This window comes from Muricomes intestini (assembly GCF_004346165.1).
In the GTDB taxonomy this organism is placed as follows: domain Bacteria; phylum Bacillota; class Clostridia; order Lachnospirales; family Lachnospiraceae; genus Muricomes; species Muricomes intestini.
Genome location: NZ_SLZZ01000001.1, coordinates 16,688 through 39,297 on the forward strand (window position 1 = coordinate 16,688; position 22,610 = coordinate 39,297).

Here is a 22,610-nt window from a genome sequence, read left to right on the forward strand (position 1 = left end):
TAGAATAGGAGGAAAGCTGAATGGGGCGTTATGCATTAAAAAGGATTGTAAGCGCAATTCCACTTCTTATTGTTATTTCATTTTTGATTTTTATGTTCATACATCTTATCCCGGGTGACCCGGCGAGGCTGATTGCAGGGAAGGATGCCACGAAAGCAGATGTAGAACTTGTAAGAGAACAGCTGGGGCTAAACGAGCCACTGCCTATACAGTACGGAAAATACATGAAAGGTCTTGTCACAGGAGATTTGGGATATTCGATTAAAAACGGAAAAACTGTGGTTGAGGCGATTGCGCCCCGGTTTAAACCGACGATTATGCTGACCATTTCATCTATGATCTGGGCAACGATTATCGGAGTGTCACTGGGAATTATTTCCGCGGTTATGAAAGGCAAAGCCGTTGATTACATCGCGATGCTGATTGCTATATCCGGAATTTCTCTTCCGGGCTTCTGGCTGGGGCTGGAACTGATCCAGATATTTTCTGTAGGGCTTGGATGGCTTCCGACAGGAGGACTTGAGAGCTGGCAGGCATATGTCCTTCCTTCCCTGACTATGGGATCCGGGATTATGGCTATACTGGCAAGGTTTACCCGCTCTTCCATGCTAGAATCTATGCGCGAGGATTATGTGCGTACAGCCCGTGCAAAAGGGCTCTCGGAGCTTCCGGTTGTGATGCGGCATGCATTCAAGAATTCTCTGATTGAGATTGTTACGGTAGGCGGGCTGCAGATTGGAGGGCTCCTTTCCGGCTCAGTAATGGTTGAGACGGTATTTTCCATTCCAGGTCTGGGGCGTCTTCTTGTAGATTCTATTAAGTTCAGGGATTATAAAGTCGTTCAGGCATTACTTTTGTTTTTTGCACTGGAGTATATCGTAATTAATCTGATTGTCGATTTGCTGTATGGTGTAATTAATCCCAAAGTCCGCTACAATTAGGAGGAATGGTTATGGCAGAAATGAAATCAACAGTTAACATACAGAACTTTGAGAATGTGGAAGCTCTTCCAAAACCGAAGAGCAAAGTGAAGGAGTTTGTAAAGAAATTCACAAAACGAAAGACTGCAGTCATTTCCTTTATTTTTATCGTGCTTCTTCTTCTGGCAGCAATTTTGGGACCTTATATTGCACCTTATGATGCCAGTCAGGCAGACTATTCTAATCTTTTGCAGGGGCCCAGCGCAGCACACATATGGGGAACGGACGAATTTGGAAGAGATGTTTTCAGCCGTCTGCTTGCCGGCACAAGGCTGTCTCTTGCCTCGGCACTTTCAGCAACGATTGTGGGAACCGCTCTAGGGATTCTTTTTGGCTTGATTGCCGGATTTTACGGCGGATGGATTGATTCGCTGATTATGAGATGCTGCGATATCCTTTTTTCATTTCCAGACATTTTGCTGGCGATTGCCATTGTGGCAATTCTGGGACCCGGCATGATCAATGTAATTATAGCGGTTGCAGTTTTTACAGTTCCTTCTTTTGCACGTATTATGCGAAGCGCAACGATTTCGGTAAAGGAATCTCTCTATGTAGAAGTTGCCAGATCTATCGGGTGCAAGAACTGGAGAATTCTGTGGGTACATATATTTCCCGGAACAATCCAGTCTATGATTGTGAACTTTACCATGCGGGTAGGTACGGCGATTCTTGCGGCTTCATCTCTTAGCTTTCTTGGATTTGGGGCAAATGTAACAGAGCCGGACTGGGGTGCTATGCTTTCACAGGGAAGAAATTACCTGAATACGGCTCCTCATATTGTACTATTCCCCGGTATTCTGATTTTCTTAACTGTTCTGGCATTTAATCTGCTGGGCGACGGACTTCGGGATACGCTGGATCCCAAAATGAGTTAGGAGGAAACGATATGGCAGAAAAATTATTAGATGTAAAAAATCTCCGAACGGAGTTTAAACGTGATAAAAGTTGGGTCACTGCTGTCAATGATGTTTCTTTCCACATCAACAAGGGAGAAATATTGGGACTGGTCGGCGAATCAGGATGTGGAAAGTCTGTGACTTCTCTGTCTGTGATGCGCCTTCTTCCGATAGGAACCAGCAGGGTTTCCGAAGGAGAAGTCTTTTTTAACGGGGAAGACATTCTGAAGGTGGACAAAAAGAAAATGAGAAAAATCAGAGGGCACAAGATTTCTATGATTTTTCAGGAGCCTATGAGTTCCCTGAATCCCTGTATGCGTATTTCAAAGCAGATTACAGAAGCAATATTGCTGCACAATGACCTTTCAAAAGACGAGGCCTACAAACGTGCTTTTAACGTGCTGAAATCCGTTGGTATTCCAGATCCGGACATGACATTGAACAGTTATCCTCATCAGCTCTCGGGCGGTATGTGCCAGCGTGTTATGATTGCAATGGCAATGTCCTGCGAGCCGGACCTTCTCATTGCAGATGAGCCTACAACAGCATTGGATGTAACCATTCAGGCACAGATTCTTGCCCTGATGGAAAAGATTAAAGAAGAGCGCAATACAGGAATTCTACTGATCACCCATGATCTTGGTGTGGTTGCAGAGATGTGTAGCAGAGTCATTGTCATGTATGCGGGCCGTATTGTGGAGGAGGCGCCTGTGAGGGAATTGTTTGAAGCCCCCATGCACCCCTATACGCAGGGTCTGATCGAGTCTGTGCCCAAACTGGGGAGTGATATGACATCCCTGCCTTCCATTCCGGGGAGCGTTCCGGATCTTTCCGTTATGCCCAAAGGCTGTAAGTTTGCACCGAGGTGTAAGTATGCCATGGATATCTGCAGAGAGAAAGAGCCGGAGCTTGTTGCCGTTCCGGGGCAGGAGCACCGCTGCAGCAGATGCGTTTTGCACAAGCTTGAGGAGAAGGAGGTATCGAAATTATGAGTACACCAATTGTTTCTGTAAAGAATGTAACAAAAACCTTCGACGCAGGGAAAGGCATGTTTGCGAAGAAGACAAAGGTACATGCAGTAAATGATATTTCCTTTAATATTATGCCGGGGGAGACGTTTTCACTGGTAGGCGAATCAGGTTGTGGAAAATCGACAACAGGCAGGCTAATTGACCATCTCCTCATCCCGGATACAGGAGAAATCTGGTTTGACGGAAAGAAAATATCTAAGTTAAGTCAAAATGAAATGCGTCCGCTCCGCTCGGATGTGCAGATGATTTTTCAGGACCCCTATGGATCTCTGAACCCGAGAATTAAGGTGCAGGATTTGATTGGGGAACCGTTATTAATCCATACAAATCTCTCAGCAGGAGAAAGACTAAAAAAAGTATATGAATTATTGGAGGTTGTGGGATTAAGTGCTGCTCACGGTGAACGATACCCTCATGAATTTTCAGGAGGACAGAGACAGAGAATCGGAATCGCAAGGGCTCTTACCGTACATCCGAAGCTGATTATTGCAGATGAGCCGGTCTCAGCCCTGGATGTATCTATTCAGGCGCAGGTCTTAAATCTGCTTCAGCAGCTTCAGAAAGATTTTAACCTTACCTATCTGTTTATCTCTCATGATTTGAGTGTGGTGGAAATGATTTCAGACAAGATTGCGGTTATGTATCTGGGTACCATTGTTGAGACAGCTCCAAAGAAGGATCTGTATGCACATCCAATGCATCCTTATACACGTTCCCTTCTTTCAGCAGTTCCGATTCCGGATCCGGCAAAGAAGAAGGAGAGGACTCTGCTAAAGGGAGATCTGCCCAGTACCACGAATCTTCCGGCCGGCTGCCTGTTCCACACAAGATGTCCGTACTGCCAGGAAAAATGTATCAAAGAGAGACCCGAAACGCAAGAGATTGGAGAGGGACATTTTGTAAAATGTCATTATCCAATATGCAATGAGGAGGGTAAAAATGTATAAATTTGACAGAGGTAACTATGAAAAAAGGATGGAGTGGTATACAAACGCCCGTTTCGGGATGTTTATCCACTGGGGACTTTACGCGATCCCAGCCAGAGGAGAATGGGTGCGCAGTACGGAAGAAATCCCGAAAGAAGACTATATGCAGTATTTTGAGGAATTTGATCCTGCGGATTACAATCCTTCGGCATGGGCAAAAGCGGCAAAGGAAGCCGGCATGCAGTACGTGGTACTGACTGCAAAGCATCATGACGGTTTCTGCCTGTTTAACAGCCAGTATACAGATTTTAAATCCACCAACACCAGGTGCGGACGAGATTTTGTGGCAGAATTTATCGAGGCGGTAAGAGCAGAGGGATTGAAGGTCGGCCTATACTTCACTCTCCTGGACTGGTATCACCCAGACTATCCGCATTACGGGGATAAGATTCACCCAATGCGGAATAATCCGGAATATGGAAATGAAAACCGTAACTTTGACAACTATCTTACTTATATGCACAATCAAGTTCGGGAAATATGCACCAATTATGGGAAGCTTGATCTTTTGTGGTTTGACTTTTCCTATGATGATATGAGAGGGGAAACATGGCGTGCCACAGAATTGATGGATATGGTGCGCACGCTGCAGCCGGACGTTGTGATTGACAACCGCCTGGAGGTCAGCGGGGAGGGTTATGGCTCACTTGCCACCGGAAATCCTACACCGTACCATGGGGACTTTGTAAGCCCGGAGCAGATGATTCCGCCAGATGGTATTTGTGATGTGAATGGCAATGACCTGATATGGGAAGCCTGTGTGACTATGAACAACAATTGGGGGTACCATGCCACAGATCATTTCTTTAAACCGGCGGGCATGCTGATCAAGAAGCTGGTGGAATGTGTTTCCAAAGGTGGAAATATGCTTTTGAATGTGGGGCCGGATGCCAGAGGTAATATTCCGGATGAATCCATGAACATTCTGCGGGTAATCGGAGAGTGGATGAAAAAGAATAGAGAAAGTATCTATGGCTGCGGGAAGGCAGGCATAGAAAAACCGGACTATGGACGAATTACAAGAAACGGGAAAAAGCTTTATTTTCATTTATTTGAGAATACCATCGGCCCTGTTCCTCTCACTGGAATAAAGAAAGAAGAGGTTAAAAAGATACGATATTTGGGATCGAAAGCGGAAATTCCTATCTCCACAAGTTGGGTACACAGCGATTATCCCGACATTGTATTTGCCGACTTAGGGCCTGACCCGATACTTCCGGATGAAATAGACACTGTTCTGGAAGTTACATTAAAATAATCGGAGGATTTTTAATTGTGTTTACTGAAGAAAGACAGGAACGGATACTAAAGCTCCTTCGGGAGCAGGGAAAAGTATATGTGAAAGAGCTGAGCAAAGCATTTCAGGTGACAGAAGACTGTATCAGAAAGGACCTCAAGACTCTTGAAAACGGCGGACATCTCAAGAGAACCTACGGTGGGGCAATCCTTTCTCAGGAATACCCACTGGAGAGGGATGTGATAGACCGAAGAAATTACCACCTGGATAAGAAAAAGGTGATTGCAAAAAAAGCAGTCGGCCTGATTCATAGCAATGAGACGATTTTTTTGGATATTTCTACAACAAATATTCAGCTGGCCAAGCTGCTGGCCCAGTCAAAAATGAAGATTTTTGTTGTCACGAATATGATAGACATTCTGCAGATACTGGCTAAGAACCCCTTGATTACAGCAATCGGGACAGGCGGAATGATGTATCAGACTGTTAATGGATTTATGGGGGCGACTGCCATTGAAGCCATCAGGCAGTATAGCTTTGAACGTGCTTTTATCGGAAGCTGTGGGATAGATATGACAGATCTTTCGGTGACAACATTGGGGCCCGAGGATGGGCTGACCAAAAAGGCGGCCATTGAAAATAGCCGCCACAGCTATGTCATGATGGAAAGAGAAAAGTTCTATTTTAATGAATCTTATAAATTTACACATCTTGATGATGTACATGGGATTATCACAGACGAAAATCCGGATTCCACAATTATCAAGACACTAGAAAGCGCAGGGGTACATTTGTATTAAAATGTATGCCGGGAGGACAGACGATGGAAAAATTTATATTAGAAGCCTGTGTGGACTCTGTGGAGTCCGCCATTGCGGCGGCAAAGGGAGGTGCCGACCGGCTCGAATTGTGCCAAAATCTGCTGATTGGTGGGACAACGCCGGTACCTTGGCTTTTTCAGGAAATCAGACGGTATACAAACATTAGAATCCATGTACTTATAAGGCCGAGATTTGGTGATTTTTGTTATACCGATTATGAGTTTGATCTAATCTGTGATGCTGTGCAGGCCTTCCATGAATTGGGGGCAGAAGGAATTGTCATCGGAATCCTGAAACCGGACGGAACCCTGGATATGGAAAGAATGAAAATCCTCATGGAGAAAAAAGGTGATATGTCAGTCACTTTGCACAGAGCGTTTGATGTATGTGCCGATCCCTTTGCGGCCATGGAGCAGGCCATCGATCTTGGAATCGATACAATCCTCACATCAGGGCAGGAAGATACTTGCATTTTGGGGAAGGATCTGATCAAAAAACTTGTAAAGAAAAGTGCAGGGAGAATTTCCATTCAGGCCGGCAGTAGTGTGGACGCCGGTGTGATCCACGATATGTATGAATATACAGGCGCTGCCGCTTATCATATGTCGGGTAAAATCGTATTGAACAGTCTTATGAAACATCGAAATAAAAATCTGAATATGGGCGGACCGGGCATCGATGAATATGAAATCTGGCGCACGGATGAAAATAAAATTAAAGAAGCCAGACGGGTCCTGGATAAACTGCAGCAGAGGTGATTAATATGTTTCTAGAAAAAAACCAAGGGAGAATAGAAAGAGAATATCATGTCAGACAGATGGAACTGCCTGTGGTATTTGCGGAAATAGATGAAAAATTGACAGGTTGCTGTCAGGAGGTGGCTCTTGCCCTACAGTATTTATATACGTATTCAACCTATAGTGATGTGGGAAATTATCCTTTTGAGTATTTTCTTGACTTTGCAGAACATGGAGTGAAGCTTTGGAAGGAGTCTGAAGAAGTACAAAAGCTTCCGGAAGAAATATTTCTAAATTATGTGCTTTGCCATAGGGTAAATGAAGAAGAGATTTTGCCCTGCCGGAGCCTGTTTTACAATCAGTTAAAAAACAGAGTACAGGGAATGACTACAAAGGAGCGTATGCTGGAGGTTAACTACTGGTGCGCTGAGAAAGCAACCTATCAGAGTACCGATAGCAGAACCTTGTCTGCACTGGCAGTGTATAAAAGAGGAACCGGCAGATGTGGGGAAGAGTCCACCTTTATGGTGAATGCCCTTAGAAGTGTGGGAATTCCTGCGAGACAGGTTTATGCACCCTGCTGGTCCCACTGTGATGATAATCATGCCTGGGTGGAAATGTGGTGTGATGGAATTTGGTACTTTACAGGTGCCTGTGAGCCCCAGCCTATTTTGAACAGAGGCTGGTTCACCAATGCATCTTCAAGGGCTATGCTGGTACATTCCCGCCGGTTTGACTCCGGGGTGGAAAAGGCCTCTGCCGGCCGTGTTATCGGGAAAGCGGGAATAGCTGTGATGTTCAATGAATTGGACCGCTATGCAGTGGTGAAAAAGATCACAGTTCGTATAACAGATGAGACGGGCGGCCCTGTTTCTGGTGCACGGGTTTCCTTTGAGGTGCTTAACTATGCACAATTTCTCCCTATTGCCCGGACTGTCACAGATGAAGCAGGGCAGACCTATTTGTTTACGGGAGCTGGCAGTTTACACATACATGCGGAGATAAAAAAGCAGGTACAACTGTGTGGAGATGCGTTCATTGATACCGGCAGGGAGGCGATTTGTACTATTACGCTGACGAAAAAAATTCCTGAGGAAGAGTGGCTGGCTTATGATATGATTGCTCCCCATGACATGCCTGTACATACAGATGCCCCTACAAAGGAGCAGATTCTGTCAGGCGATGTACGGCTTAAAGCAGCAGCTAAGATAAGAGCGTCACATATCCCCGCCTTTACGAATCCGGACAGAGAAGCCTTTTTAGCCGGGGATATGAAGTCGGGAGAGAATAGAGACCTGCGGCAGGCACTGCTTGATGTTTTGACAATAAAAGACCAGACAGACTGCAGGCGTGAAGTTCTGGAAGAACATCTGCATTATGCTCTTCCCTACAGAGAGCAATGGCCTCATGATATCTTTGTAAATTATGTCTTGAATCCGAGAGTGGAAGATGAGATACTCTTTACTTACCGTAAGAAGATTAATCTGATGTTTCATGAGGAAGAAAAGAGAAAGTTTCAGGAAACCCCTTCCGTCATATGGGACTGGATTACTCTAAATATCCGTTCCTGCCCGGAAAAAGAGCATGACAGCCTTATCACCCTTCCTGGAGCAGCCCTGAAGCTTCATGCGGCAAGCTTGCGCTCTCAAAAGGTACTTTTTGTAGCCATTGCAAGGACGCTCGGAATTCCGGCAAGACTGCATCCTGTCAGCGGAACTATGGAATATATACTGGAAAGCGTATTTGTTCCTGTTTTGCCGGAGGAGGCACCAGATTGCCGTCTGATTCTTAAGGGAGAGTCAGACGAAGCCTGGACTTACTTTCAAGATTGGAGCATGGCCCGTTTTGCGGGAGGTAAATATACCTCTTTAAAGCTTAGGGATGCCGTTTGGGCGGATGGAGAACTGCAGCTGCAGCTAAAGCCCGGTATATATAGACTTCTGACGGCTAACCGGCTTCCGAATGGCTCTGTACTGACAAATCGTTATGAGTTCCGGTTGGAGAGGGGAGAAGAAAAGGAGATTGAGCTGATAAAGAGAGAGGCAGACTTAAGTGACATGCTGTTAAATATCGATATGCCGGATTTTTATGTCCGGGATCTTGACGGAAGAGAGGTCAGCGGAAGTGAGCTGAGCAATAATGGATTCCATGTTTTCTTTTGGCTGGAGGGAAGCAGAGAGCCTACAATTCATATTTTAAATGAATTGCTGGGACAAGAGACAGATTATGCCAGGTATCAGGATAAGATGATTTTTATTGTCCGGTCAGAGGCGATACTTACAGACAAAAATATTGCCCAGGTTTTGCAGATATTTCCCGGGATACGGGTCTTCTACGATGATTTTGAGAAAAATATAGAGCTGTTGGGCAGACGTGTGTATGTGGACCATGAGAAACTTCCATTAATCATAGTTACATCCAGAAAACTAACCGCGGTCTATGCGGAAAGCGGATATAATGTAGGAACCGGGAATATGATGTTCAGGATTCTGGAAGAAATCGGAAACGCTTGCAAATAATGTGGAGGAAGAGAACATTGAGAATGGGCCTAGGTAAAATCAGTGGGAAAAGACAATATCAGTTTGTAGAAAAATTTAACTATATACGGGAGGCTGGTACAGAAGGTGAAAAAAGGGCGTCGGATGAAATCTTAAAATATCTTCGGGAAATAGGTCTTATAGCTGTCACAGAAGAATTTGAGTTTTCTGCATATGAGATTACAGAGGCGAGACTTAAGGTTACACAGCCATATGAAAAAGAGTATCGGGTAACAGGGTACAAAAGATGTGGAAATACACCGGAAAATGGTATAGAGGCACCATTTCTTTATATTGAAAATGGGGATGAAATCAGCCTTTCTTATGCAAAAGGAAAGATTGTCATGGTGAACGGATTGGTAAAGAAAGAAATATACCAAAAATTAGTTTCCCATGGGGCCGTTGGTTTTATCACTATGTCGGGAACTCCAATCGATGAAGGCGAAGATCTGGAGCCTGCAGACCCCAGCCTGCGGGGTGTGAAAGAGTCTCCTGTACAGGGAGTGAATCTGCATTATAAGGATGCGGTGGAACTAGTAGAGAGAGGGGCTTCCCGTGTAAGCTTAAAGCTGCAGCAAAAACAAGTGACACGCTCATCCAGGAACATCATTGCCAGAATAAAAGGACTTGATAAAGAGGAGGAAATACTGACCTTAAGTGCGCATTATGATTCTGTCCCTCAGGGTCCGGGTGCCTATGACAATATGTCCGGTGCCGCGATTATCATGGAACTTGCCAGATATTTTGCTGAGAATCCCTCCAGGCGTACTCTTGAATTTATTTGGTTCGGAGCCGAAGAAGCGGGACTTTGCGGGAGTCAGGCTTATGTGAAGGCTCATGAATCGGAACTTCCAAGGCATAGGTTTAATATGAATGTGGATCTGGCAGGGCAGCTTATCGGCGGAACAGTGATTGGTGTCACGGCAGAGGCCCCAGTATGTCAGATGCTTGCTTATATGATGCATGAAGCTGGTATGGGTGTCTCATTTAAGAATGATGTCTGGGGAAGCGATTCCAACACATTTGCCTGGAGGGGAATCCCGGCTATGACGCTCAACCGGGACGGATTTGGTATGCATACACGCTATGATACGATTGAACTGATTTCTCCATGTTCGTTAAAGCGCAGTGCAGATATCCTTCTGTATATTGCCGAAAGTTTGGCTGAGGCGAAGGTGTTTCCATTTAGACGAGAAGTGCCGGAGGATATGAAAAACAGGCTGGAGATATATTTTGAGGAATAGTAGGGGATTCACCTATGTAAAAGATGAGTATTCTCTTTGTTTGTCTCGTTTGATTTTTGCAATCAGTTCTTCTAATATATCTGCCTGGCTCGAGAGTTCTTGACTGGCAGCAGCATTTTCCTCAGACGTGGCGGCATTTGCCTGGATAACCGATGAAATCTGCTCAATGCCTTGATTTATCTGGGTTATAGCAACAGACTGCATCTGCGAGGCATCTGCAATCTTGTTAATCAGAGCGACAGATTCATTTGTAGTGTCTTCACTTTTTTGCAGCAATTCGGCGGTGGCGGCTGCAATTAAGGCTGCCTTGTCAATTGCTTCAGTGGCAGCGTCAATTAGAGAGGCGGTATCCTTTGCTGCTTTCGCCGACTTGCCGGCGAGATTACGTACCTCATCTGCCACAACGGAAAAGCCTTTTCCGGCTTCTCCTGCGCGGGCAGCTTCAATAGCTGCGTTCAATGCCAGAATATTGGTCTGAAAGGCGATATCATCGATCATTTTAATGATACTTGAAATTTGATTCGATTGCTGCGCTATCTGTTCCATGGCGATAACCATATTCTGCATCTCATCATTACCTGTGTGCATCTCTGTACCAGCGAGGGTGGCTTTCTTATATGCGGACTTTGAGTTTTCTGCATTTTGGGTGATTTGTTCTGTAATCTGTTCGATAGAAGCGGATAATTGTTCAACAGAACTTGCCTGCTCTGTTGCGCCCTGGGACAGTGATTGTGAAGTATTTGCTATTTGTGCGGAACCGCTGTTTACCTGTTCTGCTGAGTTATGGATCTGGGCTAACATGGCATTCAGGTTCATGAGCATTGTCTGCATGTGGATTTTTAATTTTTGAAATTGTCCTTCATATTCCTTGTGCAGTTCAACAGTAAAATCCCCTCCAGAAATCAGTTCCAACGCATGGGAAATTTCATCAATATAAGACTGATAATTGTTAAGCTGTCCTATGGTAAGCTGGAAGGATTTAGCGAGTTGTCCGATCTCGTCCTTTGAAGAGACTGCGAGCTCTACATCGAAGTCACCCTCGGCAATGCGGGTAGCGGCAGCTGTAATTTGGCGGATAGGTTTTACAATGTTACTGCTTACAATATTGGTGACTACGAGAATCGCAATCAAAACAAAGACCATAAGTATGGACACAATGGTAATCACAGACCGAAGCCCATTGTTATGAATGTTATTTACTGTATCCATAGGTATTCCCACAAAATATATGCCTATGATTTGCCGGCCGCTGTCATATAAAGGCGTGTATTGAGTCATGTACTGAGAACCAAGGATAGCAGCTTCACCGAAATATGTATCTCCACTCAACACTTTTTTGTATGCATCTTCGGCAGTATCCAGTTTGGTTCCTACAACCCGTTCCCCATTTTCATCCTTGATAGTGGTCAGCACCCTTTTAAAATCACTGCCATCTTTAGCAAAGACAGTTGCGACGACGTTCATTTTTTTAGAAATCAGGTCGATGGCTTCATAGTTTCCTTCGATTTTGTGGTTATTTTCATCAATGAGCACACCATCACTATCCAGCGATAAAGCTCCGAACTGTTCAGCAAGCTGAACAGAAAGCATGTTATCTGCTGCAGCCAGTTGGTCTTCAACCTGTTTTTGAATAATCTTATCTGTGGTTTTGAAGCTCTCATAAATGCCAATTATTGCAGTGGAAAGTGATGTTATAATGACCAGAGTAAGGATATTTAAGGTCAGTTTTCTTTTTAAACTTTGCAAATTATGCACCTCTTTTCTATGATTTAAAATCCTTATATGATTATCGGCCAATAGCTAGTAATAATAACTAATATCATAAAAATTATCTGCTTTACTTTTCTTTAAATCAAAGTAAATGTTCAGGATATACTTTATGAAGCGTTTTTAAGAAAGTAAATTGATTAGCACATCAGCGATATGATCCGGCGGGATATAGGGAAACTCCAGCAGCCATCTTTTTATTACGGAGATTGAACCTTGTGCAAAATAAGTAAAAAAGAGCTCCCTTTCTTCGGAAGAAGAATGGGGATACTTTTTTATGAAACTTGTTATTGTTTTGTTTTTTACAGTGTTTAATACTGAATCCAGAAGCATTCCCTCTGTGCTGTCTGCCAGCACAACGATTGTCATATCCTGATTATCTTTTAGCAGATGCAAAAGCGTACCGAGCCAACTGCTAATGTCTTCTTCATCTGTTTTTATATAATTCATAATCTGACTGATAAATTCATTTTCTATTTCGGAGTAAAGTTGAAATGGATCTGCATAATAATAGTAAAATGTTCCCCGGTTAATTCCTGCAGCCGCAGATATTTCTTTTACAGTTATTTTTGATAGCTTCTTCTCTTTTAAGATTTTTAAAAATTCTTCTTGAATGACTCTTTTAGTAAACATGCGTCTTCTGTTATCAATTGTATCACTCATAAAAATCATCCCTTCTTTGTAAAAAAGTACATTTCCAACAGTCGAAAGAGAGTGTGTTGGAGTTTTAACACTAATTGAAAAAAGTGCTTATTGTTATGCTCTTTCAATCTGATTATACTAACATTGTGTCAATAGTTCAACACTGTGTTAAAAGATAAAAATATAAACAGCGAAAGGATTAATTATGAATTGGTACACAAATTTCGTTATTAAACATCGGAAGTCTGTAGTAATAGTTTTTGCGCTTTTAACAATTGCCAGCATACTTCTCCTGATGAGAGTAAATGTCAACTACAAAATGGCAGATTATTTGCCGCCAAGTGCACAGTCGACCAAGGCTGTCAAGATTATGGAAAAGGAGTTCACCCAGGCGGTACCAAACAGCAGTGTAATGGTCTCGGATGTATCAGTTGCAAAAGCTCTGGAATACAAAGAGAAGCTGCTTAAAATAAACGGGATTACCGAGGTGCTGTGGTTGGATGATATGGTAGATGTTGCAAAACCTCTGGAAATGTATGATCAAGATACTGTAGAAGGCTTTTATAAAAACGGGAAGGCCTTGTACTCGGTAACGATTAAAGAAGGGATGGAACCGGAGACAATCAAGGCAATCCGGAAACTGACAGGAAAAGATGGCGCCGTTTCCGGAGAGGCAGCGGATACCAACGCCATGCGCAGCGCCGCCGGCGGGGAGGTCAAAATGGCTGTGCTCATCATCGTCCCCACCATTCTGCTGATTTTGATTTTGTCTACAACTTCCTGGCTGGAACCTTTTTTATTTGTTGCTGCCATTGGAACCTCCATTGTCATAAACATGGGAACGAATATTTTCCTGGGGCGGATTTCCTTTATTACCAATTCTGTAAGCCCTATTTTACAATTGGCGGTATCTCTTGATTATGCGATATTCCTGCTGCATAGCTATGGGGATTATAAAAGGCAATATGACACCCCGGAGAATGCCATGAGAGCAGCAATGAAAAAGTCGGTTAAAACTGTTGCCGCCAGTGCCCTTACAACTTTGTTTGGATTTATAGCTCTGGCATTTATGGATTTTCGCATCGGCGCAGATTTAGGCCTCAATCTGGCAAAGGGTATTGCCCTGAGCTTTATTAGCTGTATGGTCTTTCTGCCCTGTCTGACCTTAATGTGTAACAAGCTGATCCAGAAGTCCCAGCACCGCGAATTTATGCCGAGCTTTAAAAATGTAAACTGCTTTTTTTCAAAAGTTGCAATACCTGTGATGGTGATTGTAGTTGTTTTAACGATTCCGGCCTTTTTGGGGCAAAGAAAAGTTGATTTTCTTTATGGAAATGGAGAGGGGAAATTACAGCATATAACAGGAATAATGTCTTTTGCGTCTCAGGTGGGGACAGGAATCCCTAAAGACTTTCTGGCACCGGAGATTATTGATCAATTTTATTCCAAAAACTATGCCAGAATTATTATCTACACCGATACAAAGCAGGAGGGTGAGGCTGCTTTTAAGACTGTTGAGGAAATAAAAGCTACGGTAAACAAATATTACAAAGAGTTTTATTTTGCGGGGCAGAGTGCCAATCTATATGATATGAAAAGTGTGGTGGCGATAGACAACAACAGAGTGAATCTTATAGCAATTGCAGCAATATTCCTGGTGTTACTTTTTTCTCTCCAATCGGTTTCCCTGCCTTTTATACTGATTTTCACTATAGAAATTGGTATCTGGATTAATCTCTCCATCCCTTATTTTGCGGGGTCGGCGCTAAATTTCCTGGGATATCTGGTTATCAGTACAGTTCAATTGGGGGCGACAGTCGATTATGCGATTTTGTTTACCACGCATTATCTGGATTTGCGCAAAGAAACATCTTCCAAAAAGGCAATCCATACGGCGATGGGTGAAACCTTCAAATCCATACTGGTATCGGGAAGCGTTTTAGCGATAGCCGGTCTGGCACTTAATATATCCTCCTCGAATCCGATTGTGGGGGAATTAGGTATGCTGCTGGCAAGAGGGACCCTTCTTTCTATGTTTATGGTGTTCTGCCTGCTGCCCGCACTGCTCCGAATATTTGATGGGGTAATTAGAAGGACTACTTGTAAAGCCGGTTTTTTTAAGGCTAAAGAAATTAATTTTAACGGAAAGGAAACTAAACAATGAAAACAAAGAAGATAGGATTATTTGCCGGTTTACTGACAGGAGCACTGGTATTTGGATGCTTAGATGCTGTACCGGCAATGGCCAAAGAGAAGAATGAGGCTGTGTTGTCTGAGGGTAAAGATGAGATTGTCTATGCCAAATTATCTGAAGCCGGAACGGTGCATGATATTTATGTAGTAAATCAGTTCGATGTGACCTCAAAGGGAGAAATTACAGATTATGGGGACTACTGTAAAGTGGAAAACCTTTCAGGTACCGAAACAATAGAACAGGCGCAAGATGAGATTAAAATGACAGCAAAGCCGGAAGTCTTCCGGTATCAGGGAACGCTTTCAAAAAAGGCTTTGCCCTGGCAGTTCGGGATAAAGTACTTACTTGATGGAGAGCCTGTACAGGAGGAAAGACTTGCCGGTGCTGACGGCCTACTTAATATACGTATAAAAAGTAAACAAAATCAGGAAATTAGCAAGACATTTTATGATAATTATATGCTGCAGATTACCTTAACCATGGACGGCGATAAGTGTAGTGATATTAAGGCAGAAGATGCCGCGGTTGCAAATGCCGGGTCAGATAAAACGGTCGTTTACACAGTAATGCCCGGTAAGGATGCCGACTATGTTTTAGAGGCAAATGTAAAAGATTTTTCTATGGCCGGTATCCAGATTGCTGCAATGCCTTTTTCTATGGCGATAGAATTGCCGGACACGAGTGACATGACGGACGGACTTAGCACATTGACAGAGGCAATCAATGGTATTGATTACGGTATTGGGTCTTTAAGTCAGGGAATTTCAGGGTTAAACGGAGGTATATCAAAACTGGCGGACGGAGCCAAGACATATGGTTCTGGAATAGCAGCGCTGAGTAAAAACTCCAATCAGATTATAGACAGCTCTGAGCTGATAAAAAATGCTCTTACACAGATGTCAAAGCGGTTGAATTCCAGTCTGGAAAGCAATTCGGGTGAAGGCATGGGTGAACTTGCGCAGCTGCCCCGGGGACTGGCAGGGATGGCCCAGGGACTGAATGCTCTTGCTGATGGTCTTGATGGAGTTAAAGCAGGGTACGGAGATTTTTTTTCTGGCATGGATGGACTCATCTCGGCACTTCCTGACGGGGCGGCAATATCAGAGAGTGATATTGGGGAGCTGCAGGCGGCTCTTGCATCAGATCCCGTAAATCAGGACAGAGTGAAGGTACTGGCCCGCGGGTACATGGCAGCAACGCAGATTAAGGCATCCTACCGGGGAGTTCGGGCACAGGCAGACCAGTTAAGTGCAGGCCTTGACACAATGATTCAGGGTGACGGAAGTGAAACTAATCCAGGCTTAAGAGGAATCAGTGTGCAGCTTAATAACATTGCCGGCGGGGTGGAAGGTGCTGTCGAAAATAATGACCTGTTGGCGCAGGTTCAGGAACTTAGCAATGGCCTTGGAAAAATTTCTGAAGAATATAAAGCATTTCATGAGGGTCTGGCCTCCTATACTGAGGGTGTGAACCAGCTAAGCTCCAATTATGGACAGCTGGAGGGAGGCGTAAAGGAGCTTAGAGAAGGTTCTGACATCATGGCCCAAGGAAGTAAGGAACTGCATAAAGGAAGCACCCAGCTTGCGGGAGAAACTTCAAAGCTGCCGGATAAAGTACAGGAAGAAATCCGCAAGTTGACAGATGAGTATAACTTTGACGATTTCCAGATGGTTTCCTTTGTCTCTCCGAACAATAAAGATGTAAAAAGTGTTCAGTTTGTTATGACTACGGATTCGGTCAAAGAAGCAGAAAAAGTAAAAGAAGAACCGAAGAAGAAAGAGAAAAGTACATTGATAGATAAATTCACTGAGCTCTTTAAATAGAATAAAAATGTCTGAAAATTCAATAGAATTATCATAAAACTACAACATTTAAAAAAGAAGAAGAAAGGTGTTGACATCTGATGAAATTTAATAGTATAATAGCAAAGCGGGTTGCGGGTGAAACAATCGCAAACCGGTGAAGTTATGGGGTCTTAGCTCAGCTGGGAGAGCATCTGCCTTACAAGCAGAGGGTCATAGGTTCGAGCCCTATAGGCCCCATAATATTTTTAAATATTGCATATGGCGGAATAGCTCAGTTGGCTAGAGCACACGGTTCATACCCGTGGTGTCGCTGGTTCAAATCCAGTTTCCGCTACTATTGGAGAGCCCGATTTTATGGGCTTTTTTTGAAGCAAAAACGGCAGGAAGCCTTTAAGGTTTTCTGCCGTTTTGTCTATATCAATATGCTATTAAGATAATGATAGTTGAATAGCATAAAGAATTCCACAAAGTGTATCTGAACCTGAAGAATGACCAATCTTACTAAAGTTATCAAATATTGAATGTTTGTCTGGCTTCAAAAGAGATACAACAGGAAGACTAAATTGATTCTCCAGTGCACAAGATAAAAAGGCTCCGCTAATATCATTCGTATTTTTTAAATGACTTTGTATCTCCTGGTGTAAAAAAGTTATAAAAGGAGAATCGGATTGGCCCGATAGAAGAAAACCAGCAAGTGTTCCGCACAAGAAGTCATCGCCACTTGGTGTTAATCCGATTCCAAGACCGATTAGAAGTGATAATTTTTCAGCGGCTTTTTTATAATCTTTGTTTTGAAATAACATAGTACAATCTGCAAGATACTTCTCAGCAATGTCTAAAACAATAGAATCCGGCATGGAATCAGAGTTATTAAAAAGTGGTTGGAATCCAATTGGAGGAAAATCTAACAATGCTTGTTTTAAGGCTTCATTAAGAAAATTAATAGAAAAATTTGGGGGGATATTGTTTAATTTTAAATTATATCTGAAAACATTGGAGTATGAAAAAATAACATCGGCAGGGATCCCGATTTGTATTTGACAATCAGCAATACGCACGGGCATACCTGGTTTTAAATTTAAGCACTCCATATCGGATGCGGATAGGTTAGTGATTAAACTAATTGCTGATATAGGAGAATCAGCTGTTTGCAGCGCAAGAAGGAAATTCCCTAATGTAATATTGACTGTTTTTCGGTATACAGAATGAATAGTACCGGTTTTGCTATCTGAAAGAATTTGCCGTGCATAAGTAGATGTGTATGTAATGTTGTGCAACATTTATGATAAGCCCTCCAAAAAAATGATATGATTTTATGACAATCACAAATTAATTTTAATATGAAGGGATAAAAAATACAATTATAATACAAAAAAATAAAAAAATTATACATATCAGACAAAAAAGAAATATATTTTCTCTGGTTCACGTAATTGTAATGTTGTAAAATCCTATTTAAAATATATTATATCAATTCGCTTTGGCCGACCGAATTACAACAACACTTTCTGGCAACATTGGAAAGGGAGCTATAGGAGGGAAATATATGTATGATTTATTGGTAAAGAACGGAAAAATTGTAACGCCTGACTGTATTTATGAAGCAGACATTGCAGTGGATGATGGTGTATTTGCAGCATTTTTGGCAAAAGGTACTGATGTGGAAGCGAACGAGGTGATTGATGCGAAAGGAAACTATGTATTTCCAGGCATTATTGATTGTCATGCACATTTGAATGAACCTGGATTTGAATATCGTGAAGATTTTGAGACTGGTTCAAGGGCTGCTGTTTCTGCCGGATGTACATGTCTGATCGATATGCCACTGAACAATGATCCTTCATTGATGAACAAAGAGGTCTTTGACCTTAAAATGGGAAAAATCAGTAAACACTCAGCTGTTGATTTTGCACTTTGGGGAGGAATTGTAGGAGACTATGATGATAAACCAGATTCAGTAAAAAACAATATGAATGATTTGATTGATCTACATAACTGTGGCGTTGCTGCATTCAAAGGCTTTACATGTCCAAATGGAAATCTTTTTCCAACAGTAAGTATGGGAAACGTTAGAAAAGCACTCGAGATACTGAAACCATATAATGCACTTTGTGGATTCCACTGTGAAGAATATGGTCAAGTTCTGGAAAGGGAAAAAGAAGCAAAAGCGAAAGAAGGAAGAACAAATCAGGAGAAAATTAGAGATTTTTTGGACTCTCATGATGTTTGGACAGAATATGTTGCTACAAAAAATGTCATTGATATGGCAAGAGCGACGGGCGGACGTGTTCACATTTGCCATGTCAGCCATCCAATGGTTGCCCAAGTTGTAAAGGATGCTATTTATGAAGGTCTTCCGATTACAGCGGAGACATGTCCACATTACCTTGGATTTACAGAAGATTTTGTATTTGAAAAGGGGGCTCCTGCAAAATGTACTCCTCCGATGCGCAAAAAAGAAGATATGGATAAACTTTGGGATTATGTATTAGACGGAACATTGTCCTGTATTGGAAGTGATCATTCGCCGGCAGCAGATGAAGAAAAAGATAATGCGACAAAAGATATCTGGCACGCATGGGGCGGACTTAACTCTATCCAATTCTTTCTTCCAATGATGTTTGATATGGTTGTTCATCAAAGAAAATTAAGCCCAAGCTTGATAGCAAAGGTTATGGACTACAATCCTGCTAAGGTATTTGGCCTATATGGACGTAAAGGTGCATTTGAGATTGGATTTGATGGGGACATTGTAATTGTTGATCCTGAAAAGGCATGGAAATGCAAACAAGAAGAACTTCTGACAAAAGGGCATGTCTCTTGTTTTGATGGCATGGAAGGTAAAGGAGCTCCTGTTTGTACAATTATTCGCGGCAAAGTTGTTGCTGAGGATGGGCTGTATAAGGATGAAGCCATTGGATATGGTGAATTTATTACACCGGTAAAATAAATAGATAATAGGAGAAAGAGATTATGGGTGACGTTAACAACGAAGCAAAAGAAAACACTAGTACATTAGCGCCGATTCCCGAAAAGGATCGTATTATGAGTTGGGGCTCCAACACAATGTTATGGCTCGGAGGATGTATTTCCATTGGAACGCTCGCAATGGGCTCTTCTCAATTGGAAGCCGGACTAAACTTATTACAGTTATTTCTGGCGGTAACAATAGGTTCCATGATTCTGGTTGTAGGTATTTCTATGAATGACCAGTTTAGTTATGGAACTGGAGCACCATATGCTGTACAACTTAGAAGTGCGTTTGGTACAAAAGGTAATATAGTGCCAAGCATGATCCGAGGAATTCCTGCAATTGTGTGGTATGGTTTTCAGACATGGCTTGGGGGAGCTGCTATCAACAATATTTCCAAAGCTCTGTTTGGATATGATAACATCTGGGTATTTTTCATTCTTTTCCAGATTATTCAGATTTTATTATCAATTAAGGGATTCCAAGGAGCTAAATGGGTTGGAAACATTGGGGGAGTAGTCATTTCTCTTGCTATGATTTATCTTCTGTTTTTATGCATTACTCAGTATGGTGATGTAATAAGAGCTAATTTGATGCACAAAAAAGGAACATGGGGAATGCCATTTGTTGCTGCTATCATTGCTTTCTTTGGAAATAGTACTACAGTTATGCTCAATGCCGGTGACTATTCTCGTGAGATGAAGGGCGGATATTCTACTATGAAACGTGGAGTTTCTTATTTCCTATCAATGGTTCCTGCAACAGTACTTCTTGGTATTATTGGTGCAATGGCATCTACGGTTACAGGAAACGCAAATCCAATCAATGCTTTTGCAGAAATGGTAGACAATAAGGTTGTTATGGTTGTTACATTACTTTTTATTATCTTTGCACAGCTTACAACAAATCTTGCAAGTAATGTAATTCCCCCTGCATATGCATTTATGGATGCATTTAAGATGAAACACAGAACGGCAGTTATCCTTATTGGTATTTTAGCAGTATGTACATGCCCCTGGATTTTGACAAATGACAGTTCAGCAGCAGGACTTGCATTGTTTAGTAAAACATATACTGCATTCTTTGGACCAATCTTCGCAGTATTAATTACAGATTATTTTATTCTTCATAAGAGAAAGTATTCAGAAGCAGCATTGGCAGATTTGTATGATCCAAATGGAAATCATGCAGGTATTAATTGGGCAGCAATTATTGCAATTGCTGTAGGGGCGGTAATCGGATTGCTTAACGTAGATGTTTCTTTCTTTACAGCAACAATTCCTACTGGATTCGTTTTCTACTTCTGCATGAAAAAAATGCCATCCTGTGAAAGATTCCGTAAAGGAACCATTTTGGAAAATAAATAGTGGCTATAGGAGGGAAATAAATGTATGACTTATTGGTAAAAAACGGAAAACTTGTGACGCCAGATTGTATTTATGAAACTGATATTGCTATTAAAGAGGGTAAAATTGCAGCAGTTTTAGAGCCTGGAATTGAGCTTGAAGCAATGAAGGTAATTGACGCCCAGGGAAAATATGTTTTTCCTGGGGCAATCGATACACATGCACATTTAAATGATCCCGGTTATGAGTGGAGGGAAGATTATGAGCATGGGACTGCGGCAGCAGCAGTCGGTGGTTACACGACGGTTATTGATATGCCTCTTCAGAACGAACCGGCAATGACAAATGCAGGTATAATGGATAAAAAACTTGCAAAGGTTGGCACAAATGCATATACGGACTACTGTTTCTGGGGCGGACTAATTCCAGATAATTTCGATGACTTGAAAGAATTGGATAAGAAGGGATGCGTATCCTTCAAATCCTTTATTGGCCCGGTGTCTCCGGACTATAGCTCCCTAAACTATGGGCAGGCATACGAAGCAATGCAGATTATAAAGGAATTTGATGGACGTGTAGGATTTCACTGTGAGGACTATTCTATAATCAAGTGGCAGGAACAGAGGATGAAAAAAGAAGGAAGAATGAATTGGAGAGGTTTCCTTGATTCCAGACCTGTTATCGCCGAGATGGTAGCGACAGTAGATATGATTGAAATCGCTAAAGCAACTGAATGTAAGATACATATTTGTCATGTGAGCAGCCCTGATGTGGCACAGAAAATTAAAGAGGCACAGGAAGAAGGTTATGATATAACTGCTGAGACGTGTGCCCATTATCTAAGCCTTACAGAAGACGACGTTATAGCAAAGGGCCCGCTGTTCAAATGTGCACCGCCTCTTCGGACACCGGAAGAGGTTGACAGATTGTGGAAATATGTAGAAGAGGGGGTATTCAGCGGTATTGCAAGTGATCATTCTCCTTGTTCATATGACGAAAAATACAATGAAATCCTTGGAAACAAGATTGGCAATGTATTTGATGTATGGGGTGGAATCAGTGGAATCCAGAGTTGCTTCCAGGTTGCATTTGATGAGGGCTGCGTAAAACGTAACATAAGCCCGACTGTACTTGCAAAATCTATGGCATACTTGCCTGCAAAAGCATTTGGAATCTATGGTAAGAAGGGTGATATTAAACCTGGGTTTGATGCGGATCTTGTTATTCTTGATCCCCAAAAGGAATGGGAAATCACCAATGATTCACTGTACTATGTAAACAAAATTTCAGCCTTCACAGGAAAGAAGGGAAAAGGACTTCCGGTTTTGACAATGATCCGTGGAACTGTTGTCGCAGAAGAGGGCAAAATTGTGGCTGAGAAAGGCTATGGGCGTTTCGTTAAAAAAAACAAATAAC

17 protein-coding genes and 2 tRNA genes are annotated in these 22,610 nt (G+C 42.5%); 16 read left to right on the forward strand and 3 right to left on the reverse strand.

Going from position 1 to position 22,610, the window contains the following annotated elements:
• Positions 1 to 20: 20 nt before the first annotated feature.
• The 9 genes from EDD59_RS00075 to EDD59_RS00115 are packed head-to-tail and all read left to right on the forward strand — an operon-like array spanning position 21 to position 10,469.
• Entirely contained in the window at positions 21 to 941 is a 921-nt protein-coding gene (locus tag EDD59_RS00075; protein WP_132377754.1) for an ABC transporter permease, read from the forward strand.
• A gap of 11 nt (positions 942 to 952) precedes the next feature.
• On the forward strand, positions 953 to 1,855 hold the full coding sequence (locus tag EDD59_RS00080) for an ABC transporter permease (protein WP_132377756.1): 903 nt from the start codon (positions 953 to 955) through the stop codon (positions 1,853 to 1,855).
• An 11-nt stretch (positions 1,856 to 1,866) separates the two neighbouring features.
• Positions 1,867 to 2,868: an ABC transporter ATP-binding protein gene (locus EDD59_RS00085; protein ID WP_132377758.1), complete on the forward strand. Its 1,002-nt coding sequence runs from the start codon at positions 1,867 to 1,869 to the stop codon at positions 2,866 to 2,868.
• The gene (locus tag EDD59_RS00090) at positions 2,865 to 3,854 is read left to right on the forward strand and encodes an ABC transporter ATP-binding protein (RefSeq protein WP_132377760.1); all 990 of its coding nucleotides are present in this window, start codon (positions 2,865 to 2,867) and stop codon (positions 3,852 to 3,854) included. Before EDD59_RS00085 ends, EDD59_RS00090 begins: the two co-directional genes overlap by 4 nt.
• On the forward strand, positions 3,847 to 5,151 hold the full coding sequence (locus tag EDD59_RS00095; RefSeq protein WP_132377762.1) for an alpha-L-fucosidase: 1,305 nt from the start codon (positions 3,847 to 3,849) through the stop codon (positions 5,149 to 5,151). Before EDD59_RS00090 ends, EDD59_RS00095 begins: the two co-directional genes overlap by 8 nt.
• A 17-nt stretch (positions 5,152 to 5,168) precedes the next feature.
• Positions 5,169 to 5,930 carry a DeoR/GlpR family DNA-binding transcription regulator gene (locus EDD59_RS00100; protein WP_132377764.1) on the forward strand — a complete coding sequence of 254 codons (762 nt, stop codon included), beginning with the start codon at positions 5,169 to 5,171 and terminating at the stop codon, positions 5,928 to 5,930.
• Positions 5,931 to 5,953: 23 nt separating this feature from the next.
• Positions 5,954 to 6,709, forward strand: a complete 756-nt coding sequence (locus tag EDD59_RS00105; RefSeq protein WP_132377766.1) for a copper homeostasis protein CutC — start codon at positions 5,954 to 5,956, stop codon at positions 6,707 to 6,709.
• 5 nt (positions 6,710 to 6,714) lie between these two features.
• On the forward strand, positions 6,715 to 9,207 hold the full coding sequence (locus EDD59_RS00110; RefSeq protein WP_132377768.1) for a transglutaminase domain-containing protein: 2,493 nt from the start codon (positions 6,715 to 6,717) through the stop codon (positions 9,205 to 9,207).
• Between the two features lie 23 nt (positions 9,208 to 9,230).
• A complete protein-coding gene (locus tag EDD59_RS00115; RefSeq protein WP_132377770.1) occupies positions 9,231 to 10,469 on the forward strand; it encodes a M28 family metallopeptidase in 1,239 nt (412 codons plus the stop codon).
• A gap of 12 nt (positions 10,470 to 10,481) precedes the next feature.
• On the opposite strand, the gene EDD59_RS00120 is transcribed toward EDD59_RS00115, so the two are convergent.
• Together EDD59_RS00120 and EDD59_RS00125 are read right to left on the reverse strand one after the other, a co-directional pair.
• A complete protein-coding gene (locus EDD59_RS00120; protein WP_165920822.1) occupies positions 10,482 to 12,215 on the reverse strand; it encodes a methyl-accepting chemotaxis protein in 1,734 nt (577 codons plus the stop codon).
• 144 nt (positions 12,216 to 12,359) lie between these two features.
• Positions 12,360 to 12,899: a TetR/AcrR family transcriptional regulator gene (locus EDD59_RS00125; protein WP_165920823.1), complete on the reverse strand. Its 540-nt coding sequence runs from the start codon at positions 12,897 to 12,899 to the stop codon at positions 12,360 to 12,362.
• Between the two features lie 184 nt (positions 12,900 to 13,083).
• Here EDD59_RS00125 and EDD59_RS00130 point away from each other — a divergent pair, with 184 nt between their 5' ends.
• The 4 genes from EDD59_RS00130 (at position 13,084) to EDD59_RS00145 (ending at position 17,211) form a co-directional block, all read left to right on the forward strand.
• Entirely contained in the window at positions 13,084 to 15,042 is a 1,959-nt protein-coding gene (locus tag EDD59_RS00130) for an efflux RND transporter permease subunit (protein ID WP_132377776.1), read from the forward strand.
• Positions 15,039 to 16,895, forward strand: coding sequence for a hypothetical protein (locus tag EDD59_RS00135; protein ID WP_132377778.1), 1,857 nt, complete (start codon positions 15,039 to 15,041; stop codon positions 16,893 to 16,895). Before EDD59_RS00130 ends, EDD59_RS00135 begins: the two co-directional genes overlap by 4 nt.
• Positions 16,896 to 17,041: 146 nt before the next feature.
• Positions 17,042 to 17,114: transfer RNA gene (locus EDD59_RS00140), tRNA-Val, on the forward strand.
• A gap of 23 nt (positions 17,115 to 17,137) precedes the next feature.
• Positions 17,138 to 17,211 (forward strand) — tRNA-Met (locus EDD59_RS00145).
• A gap of 94 nt (positions 17,212 to 17,305) precedes the next feature.
• On the opposite strand, the gene EDD59_RS00150 is transcribed toward EDD59_RS00145, so the two are convergent.
• Positions 17,306 to 18,157, reverse strand: coding sequence for an oxamate carbamoyltransferase subunit AllH family protein (locus tag EDD59_RS00150; RefSeq protein WP_132377780.1), 852 nt, complete (start codon positions 18,155 to 18,157; stop codon positions 17,306 to 17,308).
• A gap of 266 nt (positions 18,158 to 18,423) precedes the next feature.
• Here EDD59_RS00150 and allB (EDD59_RS00155) point away from each other — a divergent pair, with 266 nt between their 5' ends.
• From allB (EDD59_RS00155) to allB (EDD59_RS00165), 3 genes are read left to right on the forward strand one after another with little or no spacing between them, the layout of a single operon-like run.
• Positions 18,424 to 19,827 (forward strand): allantoinase AllB, encoded by a 1,404-nt coding sequence (gene allB / locus EDD59_RS00155; RefSeq protein ID WP_132377782.1) that lies wholly within the window; start codon positions 18,424 to 18,426, stop codon positions 19,825 to 19,827.
• A 23-nt stretch (positions 19,828 to 19,850) separates the two neighbouring features.
• Positions 19,851 to 21,215 (forward strand): NCS1 family transporter, encoded by a 1,365-nt coding sequence (locus EDD59_RS00160; protein WP_132377784.1) that lies wholly within the window; start codon positions 19,851 to 19,853, stop codon positions 21,213 to 21,215.
• A 20-nt stretch (positions 21,216 to 21,235) separates the two neighbouring features.
• Positions 21,236 to 22,609, forward strand: a complete 1,374-nt coding sequence (gene allB, locus EDD59_RS00165) for an allantoinase AllB (RefSeq protein ID WP_132377786.1) — start codon at positions 21,236 to 21,238, stop codon at positions 22,607 to 22,609.
• Position 22,610 lies beyond the last annotated feature (1 nt).

Excerpts from the sequence above, each read along its gene's own strand:
- EDD59_RS00125 (WP_165920823.1), bottom strand. The coding sequence starts at position 12,899 with ATGAGTGATACAATTGATAACAGAAGACGCATGTTTACTAAAAGAGTC.
- EDD59_RS00080 (WP_132377756.1), top strand. The coding sequence starts at position 953 with ATGGCAGAAATGAAATCAACAGTTAACATACAGAACTTTGAGAATGTG.
- EDD59_RS00085 (WP_132377758.1), top strand. The coding sequence starts at position 1,867 with ATGGCAGAAAAATTATTAGATGTAAAAAATCTCCGAACGGAGTTTAAA.
- EDD59_RS00160 (WP_132377784.1), top strand. The coding sequence starts at position 19,851 with ATGGGTGACGTTAACAACGAAGCAAAAGAAAACACTAGTACATTAGCG.
- EDD59_RS00135 (WP_132377778.1), top strand. The coding sequence starts at position 15,039 with ATGAAAACAAAGAAGATAGGATTATTTGCCGGTTTACTGACAGGAGCA.
- EDD59_RS00095 (WP_132377762.1), top strand. The coding sequence starts at position 3,847 with ATGTATAAATTTGACAGAGGTAACTATGAAAAAAGGATGGAGTGGTAT.
- EDD59_RS00075 (WP_132377754.1), top strand. The coding sequence starts at position 21 with ATGGGGCGTTATGCATTAAAAAGGATTGTAAGCGCAATTCCACTTCTT.
- EDD59_RS00105 (WP_132377766.1), top strand. The coding sequence starts at position 5,954 with ATGGAAAAATTTATATTAGAAGCCTGTGTGGACTCTGTGGAGTCCGCC.
- EDD59_RS00090 (WP_132377760.1), top strand. The coding sequence starts at position 2,865 with ATGAGTACACCAATTGTTTCTGTAAAGAATGTAACAAAAACCTTCGAC.
- allB (WP_132377786.1), top strand. The coding sequence starts at position 21,236 with ATGTATGACTTATTGGTAAAAAACGGAAAACTTGTGACGCCAGATTGT.
- EDD59_RS00150 (WP_132377780.1), bottom strand. The coding sequence starts at position 18,157 with ATGTTGCACAACATTACATACACATCTACTTATGCACGGCAAATTCTT.
- allB (WP_132377782.1), top strand. The coding sequence starts at position 18,424 with ATGTATGATTTATTGGTAAAGAACGGAAAAATTGTAACGCCTGACTGT.
- EDD59_RS00115 (WP_132377770.1), top strand. The coding sequence starts at position 9,231 with ATGGGCCTAGGTAAAATCAGTGGGAAAAGACAATATCAGTTTGTAGAA.
- EDD59_RS00110 (WP_132377768.1), top strand. The coding sequence starts at position 6,715 with ATGTTTCTAGAAAAAAACCAAGGGAGAATAGAAAGAGAATATCATGTC.
- EDD59_RS00130 (WP_132377776.1), top strand. The coding sequence starts at position 13,084 with ATGAATTGGTACACAAATTTCGTTATTAAACATCGGAAGTCTGTAGTA.